The sequence below is a fragment of the Rhodopirellula sp. J20-39 genome (genome assembly GCF_057365095.1).
Window position 1 is genome coordinate 5,560,587 of record NZ_CP195123.1, and the last position, 13,444, is coordinate 5,574,030.

Here is a 13,444-nt window from a genome sequence, read left to right on the forward strand (position 1 = left end):
CCGTGCACGTAACAATCAAGGCGGGGATTACTGAAATGAAAGAAACCAACATGAAAAAGCTAACAGGAATCTTCGCAGCCGCGGCTTGGTTACTGGCAAGTTCGGTTTACGCCGATCCCGGTCCGGCGGTGCGTCCCAACTTTCTGATCATATTGGGTGATGATATCAGTGCGTCGAGTTTGGGTTGCTATGGTTCAGCCAATCCGCATACCTCGCCGAACATTGACAAGCTGGCGAACGAGGGAATCCGATTTACAAACATGTTTGTTTCCGAGGCGGTCTGTGGCCCGACACGCGCTGAGCTTTACACCGGTCTTCAACCGCATCGCAACGGATGCAATGTGAACCACAAGGCGACAAAAGCGGGAACGCTAAGTGTGGTGCAACATCTTGAAGAGCTCGGCTACCGCGTTGGATTAACAGGCAAAACACATTTCAGCCCCAAATCGGTTTATCCGTTTGAGAAAGTGAAGGGATTCCCGGCCAACTGCAATGCACGGAATACTCCCAGCGAGAATTGGAATGGGGTCGAAGAATTTGTAGCACGCGATAGCGAGCAGCCGTTCTGTCTTTTCCTCTGTTCCATTCATGCGCACGCTCCGTGGGATTCCGGTGACACGTCGCGATGGGAATTGGACGAGTTGGAACTGCCGCCGCATATGGTGGACACCGCCAAGACGCGGGACCTTTATCGTGAGCACTTGGCGGAAGTTCGGGTATTTGACGAACAGGTCGGCAAGGCCCGTTCGTTGCTTGAAAAACTTGAACTCGACGACAATACCGCACTGATTGTGCTGGATGAAAACGGTGCCGGAATGCCGGGCGGAAAATGGACCAATTACGACTGGGGAGTGCGATCGGCCTGTGTCATCAAATGGCCAGGAGCTCCCGCCTGCAAAACAGATGCGCTGACCCAGTATTGCGATATTCTTCCGACGCTAATCGACGCCGGCGGTGGGAACGCGTCGCCGGAGTTGGATGGCAAAAGTTTGCTTCCGTTGATTACCGGGAAAACCAAAACCCATCGTGAGAAGGCCTTCTTCACGTATACCAGCGGGTCAGAAGGACCTCCCTTTGTGTCGCGGGCGGCGACCGATGGACGTTTCAAACTGATGTGGAACCAGACACCGAACAACCTGTTCGCCGTTCGTGTGATCAACGGATTTGACTACGGATACGAAGACACAAAGGATCCAAATCGCCACGTCCGCATGATGTATCTCTCTTGGCTAGAAGAAGCCAAAAGCAACCCAGAAGCGAAAGAACTCGTGCGTCGCTATAGGAAGCATCCCGAGTTTCAACTCTTTGACTTAGCGAAGGATCCGTGGGAGATGAACAACCTGGCTGGCAATCCAGAGTATGCATCGCAGTTCCAAGACTTAAAGACATCCATCGGCGTATGGATGAAACAGCAAGACGATGAAGGCTTGCCGAGCAAATCGAGAAAACGCGTAGGAATAAAATAAGAACGATATCATCCTGCACGAGCATCGAGAAAAACGAATGGATTCGACGCGGACAATCTCCATGCACGATGGGAACAGCGTCCCAAGCGAACACCGGCCTATCTCAAATACCATTTCAAGCATCTTGGCTATAAACAACATAGTAGGACCATCGCTGGCTCGCATCAAAGAAGTCCTAGATCATCAAAGACTCCATTTGCATTGCGACGTCTTTTGCGAGACCAGGAATTCCTGAGCGAATAACACATTGCGCAATATGTTATTTGCGTGTCGCAAATTGTCGTCTGTTTCAAATGGCGATCAGCTAAAGTTTCTATTTCCGCCTAGTTCTATCATGTGTTGGGATTCCTGTTTTTCATAGGAGGCCTCCTACTCAACGCGACGACCTTAGGTGTCAACGTTAAAAAATCACCAAATACAAAAACGTCCCCTGAATGGACAGTCACAACGGCGACGAATGGAAATAGTTCTCTCCCCAGTCGGGCTCGTCCGCACATCCTGGATAGTTTCGGAATTTATGCCAGCCTGAGATGGGATCTTCGGCATGCAGCATCTTTTAGAGCAGTCTTCAATAATGAGCAAAAGAGTAAACATGAGATTATATGGAGCTTGGGTTGCGATCGGCCTAATGGTCGGGATTGCTTCTGCGGAGGAGACGACATCGACGAAAGAGCGAATCAAGCCAACCTGGGATTCGATGGCGGAGCACTATCAAGTTCCGCAGTGGTTCCAGGATGGCAAGATTGGCGTCTGGACCCATTGGGGCGTTCCATCGGGAACCGATGAGAATCGTCCCAACGATGGGTCTCATTACGGCCGTCGCATGTATGGTGCGATGGAAGGAGAATCTGCTGGTCAGGCAAAAATGACGCAGACACTGACTGATTTTCATACCCAACGCTACGGTCCGCCGTCGGAGTTCGGCTACGAAGACCTTGTGCCACTGTTCCAAGGTGAAAACTGGGATCCTGATGCACTCGTCAAATTCTTCAAAGAGAACGGTGCTCGCTTCATCATGCCTGTCGCCTGCCACCACGATAACTTCGACATGTATGATTCTTTCCATCCATGGAACTCGGTGGACATGGGTCCTCAACGTGACACGCTGAAGGAGTGGAAAGAAGCGGCACGAAAGCATGGACTGAAGTTTGGCGTTTCGACGCACCTGTATTGGTCGCCCCGCTTTTTTAAAACCGCTCGGCAGTATCAGCAAAAAGGAACGCTAGCATCGAAGCTATTCAATATGGACTTCGATCCGAAGCAATATCCGGTTCAAGACAGTTGGAACCAGCACTGGTACGCGCGGTGCTGGGAGATTATTGAAAAATACGATCCCGATATGTTCAACAACGATGCGCCCTTTCCGGATGAAAAGCCTGACCGAGGCAAGAGCCTTGGTGTGAAGTTATTCTCTTCCTTCATCAACCGTGACTTGAAAGAAAACGGCGGAAAACAAACGGTTGTCTTCTCATGTAAAAGTGCCAATCTGAATCGATCTGCATTCACCTACAACCTCGAACGCGGAAGTTCGGGAGAGATTCAACCAGAACCTTGGATGTGGGCCACTGATGTTTCCGGAGGTTGGTTCTATCGAAAAAACGCGGTCAACCGGATGAGCATTCCGGTCATGGTCGGCAACGCGGTTGATGCAATTAGCAAGAACGGAGTGGTGATGATGAACGTGGCACTGCGAGGCGACGGCACATTACCCGAAAATCAGGCTGCCTATCTCACCACCATGGGTGATTTTCTCAAGACCAGTGGTGAAGGTATCTACGGGACACGGCCCTGGAAGGTATTTGGCGAAGGACCGCTCGAGATCAAAACCGGACGCCAGGGCGAAAACCACAAAGACTATTCCCAAGAAGACATTCGATTCACAACAAAAGACGGAAACCTATACGCCTTTGTGCTGGCACCGCCAACAAAGGACATCGTGATCAAAACGCTCGCGATTGACGGAGTGCTGGATCAGCAAATTAACAATATCCGTTTGTTCGGAAGTGACGAATCGGTTCAATGGGAACAGACATCCGATGGACTCGTCATCGAGTTACCTGAAGCACTTCCGAACCACCCCGTCACCGGATTCAAATTGGAATTAAAGTAATGAAACTATCTCAAATACATTGCACGCTCTGTTCGATCATTTTGCTAGGTGGTGTTACGGCAAGCGGCGCGTCCGATCAGCCCAACATCGTGGTAGTTCTCGCGGATGACATGGGCTGGGGTGACTCGGCAACGTACGGCCACGAAGTTATCCAATCACCTAACCTGGACAAGCTGGCTGCTCAAGGAGCCAAGTTCACGCAGGGCTATTCTGCATGCGGTGTCTGCTCTCCTTCACGCTCGGCGATTCTGACTGGCCGCACTCCCTATCGAAACGGTGTTTGGCGCCATCTGTCGGGAAATCATCAGGCGCACTTACGCGAGAGCGAAATCACCTATCCCGAGTTGGTTAGAGAAGCGGGTTACCAAACGTGCCACATCGGTAAATGGCATCTGCTATCACGGCAGCAATTCGACAATTCCAAGTATCCTCAACCGGGTGTGCAAGGCGGATTCGACTACTGGATGGCCACCCAAAACAATGCGGATCCGAGCCACAAGAATCCTACAAACTTCATTCGCAACGGAAAAGCCGTTGGCGAATTGCAAGGCTACTCGGCCCCGCTGGTTGCCGATGAAACCATCGCTTGGCTGAAAGACGAGCGTGATCCCAACAAACCATTTGCTCTATCAGTTTGGTTCCACGAACCACACAAGCCCATCGCGACCGACATTCAATTCTCATCGCTGTACCCGAATGAAACCGAAGCGAATGCGACCTACTTTGGAAACATCACGCAGTTAGATTTTGCATTGGGAAAGATCATGGAGGCACTCGAAGCTGAGGGACTTGCCGAGAACACCCTGTTAATTTTCTCTTCCGACAACGGCCCCGTTCCTCCACTGGGCACCTCCGGAGGCTTACGTGGACACAAACGCAGCGACTTCGAGGGCGGTATACGAGTGCCGTTCTTGGTTCGTTGGCCCGGACATGTTGAACCGGGTAGCGTGATCGATACTCCCGTCATGGGTACCGATATTTTCTCAACAGTCTTGGACGTGTTGAATATTCCCGAGCCCCAAGATCGCACCATCGACGGTGTAAGCATGCTTCCTGTATTCGCCGGCAAGACTGCTGCGCGGAAAACTCCGATGTTTTGGCGGACACACGTCTCCGGCCCCGAAGCGCGGGTCGCACTCCGTCACGGCGATTGGAAGATTGTCGGCAACGACACGATGACGAAATTCCTGCTCTTCAACATTCAGGAAGATTGGCAGGAGAAGAATGATCTGGCCACAACGATGCCAGAGAAACTGGACGAGATGAAGCGACTGCTGCTGAAGACTTGGGAAGATATCAAAGCCGAAGGTCCCAGCGAATGGTGGGAAGCGGAACGCCAAAAACCCAGCAAAGGCGGAACGCTGAGCTACTAACTTAGTCGAATAGGCTTCCAGCCTGTCATGGTCAAAACGACAAATGGAAACCTATCCCACATCACATTTGAAACTTGCCAAAAGTGTTATGAAGTACCTACTAATCGCAATCCAGTTGTGCTCGCTGCTCCTTTTCGGGCTATCCCAAACGGCAACGGCCGCGCAGCCTCCCAATGTGATCGTCTTCTACGTCGATGACCTCGGTTGGCAGGACGTTCAGATCGAAGACATTGACGCTCCTTGTCCTTACGAAACGCCGAACTTGATTAAGTTGGCCAAAGCGGGCATGACGTTCACTCAAGCGTACTCACCCGCGCCGACATGCTCTCCTTCACGTGCGGGCATTATCTCGGGACAGCATCCCGCCAAGATCAAATTGACGCATGTTGACCTTGGAAAAATTCCTGCCGCACGAACAACGGAGCGTTTGATTGCTCCCTATTTGCAATCGCATTTAGATACAAACGTGATGACGATGGCGGATGCGATGAACCAAAATGGCTATCGCACGGGCCATGTCGGCAAGTGGCACGTCGGCTTAACCGCAGCGAGCTATGGTTTCGACTTCGTAAACCAAACACGTGGCATACATCGCGGAATGGACGACCGCACCCAAGACTTCGCCACCGCCGATGACAAAACATATCCGCTTAGCGAACAGAAATTCCCGCCGATCAGCGACAAGAAGCCCGATGGAATTTCCTATCCTTTCGACGAAGTTACGCAGTCCGCGATCGACTTCATCGACGATAGCAAGGAAGAACCGTTCTTTCTGAATCTATGCCACTGGATGGTTCACTGGCCCGTACTGACGCGTAACGGAGAACTTTTGGAGTACTACTGCGACAAGTTCGGCTATCCGTTTCCTCCAAAGCCAGGCGACATGACACGGAAAGGTCAACAGAACCCCTACTTTGCCGCGATGACCACCACAGTCGACTGGAGCCTAGGTCGTTTAGTCCATTTTCTAGAGCAGACCGATGATCCTCGCAGCCCCGGCAAAAAGCTAATCGAGACCACTTACATCTTCTTCACGTCGGACAACGGCGGTGCGGAAATACGTGGCAAAGAAATCATCTCCGATAACGCACCGTTGAAGTACGGCAAGAAACATCCAGAGGAGGGCGGCATTCGCGTGCCAATGGTCGTCACCGGCCCCGGGATCGCAGGCGGCAGTCGTTTTGAAGGACTTGTCAACCAACTGGACTACTTTCCAACCATCCTGAATCTAGCCCAATCCTCGATCGCGACCGAGAATTTTGATGAGTTGAGTGGCTTGAATATTTCACCCATCTTGCATGGGAAGAGTTCAAAGATCGCCGATGCTTCGGGGAACGAGCGAACGCATCTGTTCTGGCATTTCCCACACAACGGCCCGCTTGCAATGAAGTCCGCGATTCGCGAGGGCGACTACAAGATGTACAAACGGTACGACTCAGACGACTATGAACTGTACCGTCTGTATCAGGACGGTCAGCGATTGGACCTCGAAGAACAAAACGACCTTGCCAAGAACCCCGAGTTCACATCGGTTGTTCAGCGATTGGCTGCAAAGTTGGAAGCTGCGCTAGCAACTAACGATGCGGAACAGCCTTACCTGAACCCAACTTTCAAAGGGAAGGAAAAAGCATCAGCTCAAATCGCAAGTGTATCGTTCAGTGCATCCGACCGGCGAACAACACTCGTCGTTGCCGATACCGGACCAGCTATCCAGGAAGCGTACGTGATCTACGAAGAAGCCTCGACCGATTCAGCGGAATCAAAGCTGTCGAAAGAAGAGCTGAAACAACAAAAGAGATCGGAAAGGCGAATGCAACGAAGAGGACAGGAGTCCAAACCTACCCAGAAAGCACCGACCTCTGATTCGACGCTCAATATGCTACGCATGAAGTATCCAGCAACGATCGTTTCAGAAGGTCACTCGGCTAGCGCAGTGATCCCAAAGGAGATCCCTGCCTACCGATTCATATTTGTCGACACCAACAATTTCTTACACCACAGCGAACTACAAAGTTCAAAATAGCAACGCGAGACGTCGTCGGTTCAGACTGTCGATCGAACCATCATTCCGTTTGGAGTTCGCAGCAGTAAAAGGTTGGATACATACTTAGAACCTATCCGAAAACCGATTGGCATAGAAAGGCAGACCTTCCCTGAGTTGGTAACTTCTAACCTACTTAAACCCAAGGAGGGCTCGCCATGGATGGGCAACGGAGTTTTGATGATTATCGCATGCCAGATGAATTGTGGGAGCAGCTGGAAGAGATTCTTCCAGACTACCCAAGCAGTCCGAAAGGTGGGCGTCCGCATGCCGATCTTCGTGGCGTCGCCAACGTGATCTTTTACAGTCTGCGAACCGGATGTTAATGGAACGCTATTCCACCGGAATTGGCTCCCGGCAGCACCGCTCACGACTACTACCAGCAATGGGCTGAACTAGGGATCTTCGAAACATTGTGGAGCTTGGCTGTCGAAATTTACGACCAATTGATCGGACTCGATCGCGAGTGGCAATCGGTCGATGGTGCGAAGACGAAAGCCCTGCTTGGAGGCGAAGATACCGGAAAAAACCCAGCAGATCGGGGAAAACGGGGAACCAAGCGTTCGTTGCAAACCGATGGTGGTGGGAGGTGTTCTCGCATGCATCGCAGCACGGCGTCGTCGACGATACGCAAAGACCGCAGAATAATCGATCTTGGTATTGTCGTTCCCCGGATGCCTTCGTGGTGCTCGAAGATCTTTTTGGTTTGCCAGTTTCTGCCCGCGGGGAGCAATCAACAGAACTGATTGAACAAGTAAAACTTCATCACCAGTTCATTCCAAGCTTACGATGTCGTAGCGGGCACTTCGACCAATTCACCGAGACACCTTCGTAGTATTGTAGTCCGAAGGCAGGCTGATCTCGACGAGGAGGCCGCCTTCGGGATGGTTTCTTGCTTGGATGACTCCGTCGTGGGCTTGGATGTTGCGGCGGCAAACTGCCAGTCCTAATCCGGTGCCGTGTAGCTTGGTGGTGAAGAAGGGTTCGAACATCCTCGCCCTTACTTCGTCGGTGACGCCCACACCATGGTCTCGCACTTGAATCTGTATTCCGGATTGAATGAGCGGGCCACCTCGCCTGCACTGGAACTCGATCAAACCGCCAGGTTCGCTGGCGTGAATCGCGTTCTCTAGAACATGCTTGATCACTTCGCCGATGCGATCCGGATCCAGTTCCGCAAACTGACTATCGGCATCGCAATACAACTTCAGCCGTGGTGCACGTCCATCTAGCGAGATCGTCAACTCGTCAAACGCCGTTCGGCAGAGCTGTTCCAGATCAACGACCGATCGCGAAAGTGTAATGGGTCCGGCGTAACTTTTGACGTCTTCGTAGTTTCGGTGGATGTCCGTGAGCGCCTTTCGAACTTGGTCAGTCAGTTCTAAGAGTTCCGCTTGACCGGATAGATCGAGCTGCAGAAGGTCGAGACTTGACTGAGCACGCTGCAACGCGTTGCGTGATTCGTGTGAAAGTCCGGACACCATTTGCAGCACAGCGGCCAGACGTTCGTCTTGAATCCAGCCTTCCTGATGCATTCCTTCGGGACACTTCCTCTGAGGGCCAAGATCGATCATGTTCGCTAGCCTGGCACCGCCGGCCGCGGTGACCAACGAATTCACGGTCACTTGCGTGGCAAAGGTCGTTCCGTCTTTGCGACGAGCTTGCATAGCCCAAATATGCGTCGGGTCTGGATCGCGCAAATGTGACAAGGTGCACACCGAGTGTGCCGCATCGTCACTCTTCGCTTCGAATGGGAAGATCGCCTCGATGGAACGCTGAAGCAACTCCGGCTCTTCATATCCAAACCAACTTTCTGCAACACAATCCAATGCCTTAATGATTCCCCGAGAGTCGGTCAGGACAATCGCGGTCGGCAATGCCGCCACCGGCGCGTTACCACGTCGATTGGATCGTAAAGCTTGGGGGTTTCGTTGCATTCTGATTCTCGCCGCGGGTCCTATTTCAGGGGTTCTAAACGCAGCACGCTGTTTCTCGAAGGGATTCACGGATGCACATGCGGTACCGTCTGGCCCCCTACATACCGCCAACTTGCATTTTCATCGGCACGAAGTTCGCATCCGAAGGATTGAGATAGACATACCACGTCCCTCGTTGCGCCACGTTTGCCTAGGGCTTGCGAATGATAATGACACAAACCGTTTTAAACACTTCAGCACACAGGGATCCCACTCCAACGCCCTGTGTCACAACCAATCCGGTGGAAGATCGATCCCAATCGCTTCAGACGAGAATCAAGACGTCGGGACACCGCGGCTTCGACTGCGTACGGGTATGCGAGATGGATGGGCGGATTGTTTTGCACGGCAAAGTACCGTCGTACTACTTGAAACAACTCGCCCAGGAAGCGGTCCGCCCACTGGCAATCGGAATGCAAATTCAAAATGAACTCCGCGTTTGCAAATGATCCAACTTCGCTCACACCACCTTTACCAAAAATCCACTGTCATGCGAGCCATCATCATCTACGCCAGTTGTGAGGGACAGACGGAACGGATTGCCAAGCGAATTGCGAATTGGATGAAAGAACAAGGCGTGCCAACAGATACGTTCGATGTCACTCGCCGGCACGTCCACGAACTGGCGGTGGAATCGTACGATGCCGTAGTTCTGGGATCCTCACTGCACTATGCACAACACGATCCTCGAATCGCCTGGTGTATCCGCGAGAATCGTCACCTACTAAAAGAAATCCCCACCGCCTTCTTTTCAGTCAGCCTGGGCATTTCCAGCGAACACGATCAAGACCGAGTCGAGATCAAACGGTTGGTGAGCAGTTTTTTGAAGACCGAGGAATTCGAACCATCCCGCCAGGCCTGCTTTGCGGGCGCGCTGCGGTACTCACGATACGGCTGTATGAAGAAGCACTTGATGCACTGGATCGCCAAGAGATCAGGGAATCAGACTGAAACCAATAGCGATTACGAATACACGGACTGGAATGAAGTCCAAGCTTTTGCGATCGACTTTGCCAATTTCATTCACTGTTGCCGACGTGCCGGTTCAGAGAGACCCTCTCTTGCTGGGATCCGTATACCACGTCGCGAATACTCCGTCCGGTATTGCGAACCGGATCCGAATGAAATGCAAAGCGGCAACGGCAAATTTGAGGCGGTAGTTTCAAGGGTCCACAAGCAGGACACCCACGCTCCGAAACCAACATTAATCGCTGACGGACAACCTGCCGCCGTCAAAACATGTGCGATTGATCCATCGAGATCCTGCACAACTACACAATCGGCGGGTGAGCAAGAGTCTGAATCAACGACAAAAGTTCGCCAAGATTAACAGGCTTACGAAGCATTTCTTGGATCCCCCCAGCACGAGCTCGCTGAAGACTTTCACCTTCGGCATAAGCAGTCACCATGATCGACGCTATGCCAGGACGCCGCTTGTTAATCTCCGTTTGCAACGTCGCTCCATCCATCCCTGGCATCGAAAAGTCCAATACGACGACGTCGTACTCATGAAAGCCAACCAAATCTAACGCAGCCTGTCCGTCATGAGCCACATCGGTGCCATACCCCAGGTCGTCCAGTATGTCCTTGATGTTAGCACAAGTATCCACATCATCATCCACGATCAACACTCGTTTTCCACTCAACGATCATCTCCCACAAAACGATCGTCTCCCACGATTGGAATTCCGACGCGGAAAGTGCTCCCGTTTCCTGGCTGAGATTCCACCTGAATCGTGCAATCGTTCTTTTCCAGGACAACATTGGTAATCGCCATCCCCAATCCCATGCCACGAGCCTTCGTCGAATAGAAAGGTTCAGCGATACGTGCCAAGACTTGTGGACTCATTCCAATACCGTTGTCAGCCACGGTGACAATCAATTGTTGATCTTGCTGCGTCACCGAAAGTCGAAGAATCCCGCTTCCCGCCATCGCGTCAAATGCGTTGGCAATTAGGTTGTTGAAAACCAAAGTCAACTGTTTCGGATCGGCCAATGCGTTCGGCAATCCCAGTGCGTAGTCTTGCTGAACAGCAATCCCCTCGGGACACTTCGAATCAACAAGCACATCATTAAGCATGATCGCAACATCGAACTCGGAAACTTTCGGCTCCGAAAGTCTGGCCAAATCGGATAACGCCGTCACGGCGTTATCGATACTGGTGATCTGTCGATCAATCCGGGTCAGGTGTTCTTGCTGTTTTGCCAGCGAAGGCGATTTCGCGTTGAGCAGGTAGTACGCGGACGTCTTGATTGTGTTGAGTGGATTTCGGATCTCATGGGCGATGCCTCCAGAGATTTGGCCGAGCATAGCAAACCGCTCTTTTTCTTCCAGTTTACGCCGTGCCTGATGCAATTCATCTGCCTGCATCAAGACTCTTTGATCCAAGGTTGCATTGAGTTGTTTCAGCTCGTTCTCGACAGCCTTTAGATCACTAATATCACGCATAATTCCCGTAAACAACTTTCGCTGTCCCGCTTCAACTTCACTGACCGCGAGATGCAAGGGAAAGGTGGAGCCATCCTTGCGTCGCCCCTCCACCTCGCGGCCGATGCCGATAATCCGTCGTTCGCCGGTCGAGTGATAGCGCCGTAAATAACCATCATGCTGTTCTTGATACGGCGAAGGCATCAGCATTTTGACATTCTGGCCAAGCATCTCGCTTGCCGCAAAACCAAACATCCGTTCCGTCGCAGGATTTACAGACTCAATCCATCCGCGTTCGTCAATGATGACGATGGCATCGACGGCCGTCTGCAGAACCGAGGCCAGAACAGCTTGTGTTTCGTCTTCAAGCATTGCTGGATTCTGAAGTTTGACTGCACGCCATTCCGATGGCCGACTCGTCTTTGGCCAAATGGATTCGAAACTTCGCCCCTCTGTCACTTTTGTCCATGACACGAATGTCACCACCATGGGCCGCGACGATCACCTGAACGATGGACATCCCTAAACCCGTCCCACGAGCTTTGGTGGTAAAGAATGGTTCGAACAGTTTTTCCCGTTGCTCAATCGTCAATCCAGGTCCATTGTCCTCGATGTCCAATTGGATCGCCTCGGGTCCATCGCATTTGCAACTTATGCGGATGCGAACAGGATCATCACAAGCAGCCAACGAATTTTCAAACAGATTGCGGAACACTTGTTCCATCCGTAGGACATCGACCTTTACGGGGCATCCACAACCGCATTCGGTTTCCAATAACTCCGTATCACGATCGTCACGGCCCCGCGCCAGATACCCCCAAACCCGCCGCCAAACATCGTGAAGCATTACCGACTCTCGTTGCAGATGGATTGGTGCGGCGTACTCTCGAACCTCTTCCAGGGTACTGTGCAGTTCCGCGGATGCCCGGGCGATCGAATCAACCTCTTCTCGCAATTCCGATTCGATTGGGATATCCAGTCGAAGCAGCTCCACGCTGGCGTTGATTCGGTGCAACGCGTTTCTGCTTTCATGAGCCAGTCCGGTGACGGTTTGACCGATAGCGGCAAGTCGGTGATCCCTCGCCGCCGCCTCTTGGGCTTCAACAATATCGGTGACGTCGATGCCAATGGCGAGAACGGAAGTGATGCGACCACTTTCGTCTTTCAAGGTCGAACCGGACCAACGGATTTGCCGCACATGACCGTCGGCAGTCTGCAAGCCGTTCCGGATTCCGGCCGAGTACTTGCCTGAGGCCGTCTCTCCAAAGACCTCCTGCACCTTTTCCCGTTCAGCTTCTGGGATGCAGTGAGTGATGTAGTCCTTGCCAACCAGATCATCCAGTTGCTGACCGGACACCAAAGAGAAGTAGGGATTGAACCGCAAGACCTGGCATTCCAGATCTAAGACAATGATTAGCGTCTCGGACGTGTCCCAAACGAGACTGGCAAATTGCTGCTGTCGATGCAATTCGCTTTCGACTCGCTTTTGCTTATCGATCCGGGCGACGGTTTGCCGAATTACATCCGGTTGCACGGGCTTGAGCAGGTAATCAGTAACACCCAGCTTGAACGCGGCAATGGTGTTCTCAATATCCGCGAACCCGGTCACCACAATGAACTCGGCATTGGGCAACAAGCCCTTCAGCTCGGGCAGTGCCTCTTCAAGACTTCCATCTGGCAACCGCCGATCGAGGATGACCAAATCAACTTCCGGTTGACGCCCCAATTTGCGAACATCACCAAAACATCCAGCCACTCGAATTTGGTAGCCGTCCATTTCAAGAATGTCGATCAGGTTGGCTTGGGAATCCGGATCGTCTTCGACGAGCAAAATGCCCAACTCGCCCCTCATGATCCTATTCCCCCAGCAGAAGTGGATTGGTCTTTGACAACCGTGATAGACCGCACGGTCAAAATGATACCACTGACCTACTTCGCGTGGTAGCGACTCCGGCAGAGCATCTTTGTGCCACGCCAAAAAGCGAGGTTTGCCTGGCCAATAGCCAAAAGTGCTGAATATCACGCGGTTCTCGGATAAATCGCAGCGGAA

The 13,444-nt window shown here is 52.1% G+C and carries 10 protein-coding genes and 1 pseudogene; 7 read left to right on the forward strand and 4 right to left on the reverse strand.

Translation table 11 applies throughout. From position 1 onward, the window contains the following. Window positions 1–35: 35 nt before the first annotated feature. The 5 genes and pseudogenes from ACR3ZL_RS20095 to ACR3ZL_RS20115 all read left to right on the forward strand — a co-directional run. Entirely contained in the window at window positions 36–1,466 is a 1,431-nt protein-coding gene (locus ACR3ZL_RS20095) for a sulfatase family protein (RefSeq protein ID WP_486172920.1), read from the forward strand. 592 nt (window positions 1,467–2,058) lie between these two features. Then, window positions 2,059–3,576 (forward strand): alpha-L-fucosidase, encoded by a 1,518-nt coding sequence (locus ACR3ZL_RS20100; protein WP_473651311.1) that lies wholly within the window; start codon window positions 2,059–2,061, stop codon window positions 3,574–3,576. Continuing rightward, complete coding sequence (locus ACR3ZL_RS20105) at window positions 3,576–4,949, forward strand: sulfatase family protein (protein ID WP_473651310.1); 1,374 nt, start codon at window positions 3,576–3,578, stop codon at window positions 4,947–4,949. Before ACR3ZL_RS20100 ends, ACR3ZL_RS20105 begins: the two co-directional genes overlap by 1 nt. Before the next feature lie 88 nt (window positions 4,950–5,037). After that, window positions 5,038–6,972 (forward strand): sulfatase, encoded by a 1,935-nt coding sequence (locus tag ACR3ZL_RS20110; protein ID WP_473651309.1) that lies wholly within the window; start codon window positions 5,038–5,040, stop codon window positions 6,970–6,972. Window positions 6,973–7,148: 176 nt separating this feature from the next. Continuing rightward, window positions 7,149–7,577: pseudogene (locus tag ACR3ZL_RS20115) on the forward strand (transposase); the annotation flags it as partial. A 228-nt stretch (window positions 7,578–7,805) separates the two neighbouring features. Here ACR3ZL_RS20115 and ACR3ZL_RS20120 read toward each other — a convergent pair. Then, a complete protein-coding gene (locus tag ACR3ZL_RS20120) occupies window positions 7,806–8,927 on the reverse strand; it encodes an ATP-binding protein (protein WP_473651308.1) in 1,122 nt (373 codons plus the stop codon). Between the two features lie 209 nt (window positions 8,928–9,136). On the opposite strand from ACR3ZL_RS20120, the gene ACR3ZL_RS20125 reads away from it, so the two are divergent. Both ACR3ZL_RS20125 and ACR3ZL_RS20130 read left to right on the forward strand, forming a co-directional pair. Beyond that, window positions 9,137–9,415: a BON domain-containing protein gene (locus ACR3ZL_RS20125; protein ID WP_486172921.1), complete on the forward strand. Its 279-nt coding sequence runs from the start codon at window positions 9,137–9,139 to the stop codon at window positions 9,413–9,415. Between the two features lie 41 nt (window positions 9,416–9,456). Next, window positions 9,457–10,296: a flavodoxin domain-containing protein gene (locus tag ACR3ZL_RS20130; protein ID WP_486172922.1), complete on the forward strand. Its 840-nt coding sequence runs from the start codon at window positions 9,457–9,459 to the stop codon at window positions 10,294–10,296. Here ACR3ZL_RS20130 and ACR3ZL_RS20135 read toward each other — a convergent pair. Genes ACR3ZL_RS20135 through ACR3ZL_RS20145 form a run of 3 tightly spaced genes read right to left on the reverse strand, consistent with a single transcriptional unit; the run spans window position 10,238 to window position 13,246 of the window. Continuing rightward, window positions 10,238–10,612 carry a response regulator gene (locus ACR3ZL_RS20135; protein ID WP_473651304.1) on the reverse strand — a complete coding sequence of 125 codons (375 nt, stop codon included), beginning with the start codon at window positions 10,610–10,612 and terminating at the stop codon, window positions 10,238–10,240. The genes ACR3ZL_RS20130 and ACR3ZL_RS20135 overlap by 59 nt on opposite strands. Then, window positions 10,609–11,766, reverse strand: a complete 1,158-nt coding sequence (locus tag ACR3ZL_RS20140) for a two-component system sensor histidine kinase NtrB (protein ID WP_473651303.1) — start codon at window positions 11,764–11,766, stop codon at window positions 10,609–10,611. Before ACR3ZL_RS20140 ends, ACR3ZL_RS20135 begins: the two co-directional genes overlap by 4 nt. Continuing rightward, window positions 11,759–13,246, reverse strand: coding sequence for a two-component system sensor histidine kinase NtrB (locus ACR3ZL_RS20145; protein ID WP_473651302.1), 1,488 nt, complete (start codon window positions 13,244–13,246; stop codon window positions 11,759–11,761). Before ACR3ZL_RS20145 ends, ACR3ZL_RS20140 begins: the two co-directional genes overlap by 8 nt. Window positions 13,247–13,444 lie beyond the last annotated feature (198 nt).

Excerpts from the sequence above, each read along its gene's own strand:
- ACR3ZL_RS20095 (WP_486172920.1), top strand. The coding sequence starts at position 36 with ATGAAAGAAACCAACATGAAAAAGCTAACAGGAATCTTCGCAGCCGCG.
- ACR3ZL_RS20100 (WP_473651311.1), top strand. The coding sequence starts at position 2,059 with ATGAGATTATATGGAGCTTGGGTTGCGATCGGCCTAATGGTCGGGATT.
- ACR3ZL_RS20105 (WP_473651310.1), top strand. The coding sequence starts at position 3,576 with ATGAAACTATCTCAAATACATTGCACGCTCTGTTCGATCATTTTGCTA.
- ACR3ZL_RS20110 (WP_473651309.1), top strand. The coding sequence starts at position 5,038 with ATGAAGTACCTACTAATCGCAATCCAGTTGTGCTCGCTGCTCCTTTTC.
- ACR3ZL_RS20120 (WP_473651308.1), bottom strand. The coding sequence starts at position 8,927 with ATGCAACGAAACCCCCAAGCTTTACGATCCAATCGACGTGGTAACGCG.
- ACR3ZL_RS20125 (WP_486172921.1), top strand. The coding sequence starts at position 9,137 with ATGACACAAACCGTTTTAAACACTTCAGCACACAGGGATCCCACTCCA.
- ACR3ZL_RS20130 (WP_486172922.1), top strand. The coding sequence starts at position 9,457 with ATGCGAGCCATCATCATCTACGCCAGTTGTGAGGGACAGACGGAACGG.
- ACR3ZL_RS20140 (WP_473651303.1), bottom strand. The coding sequence starts at position 11,766 with ATGCTTGAAGACGAAACACAAGCTGTTCTGGCCTCGGTTCTGCAGACG.
- ACR3ZL_RS20145 (WP_473651302.1), bottom strand. The coding sequence starts at position 13,246 with ATGAGGGGCGAGTTGGGCATTTTGCTCGTCGAAGACGATCCGGATTCC.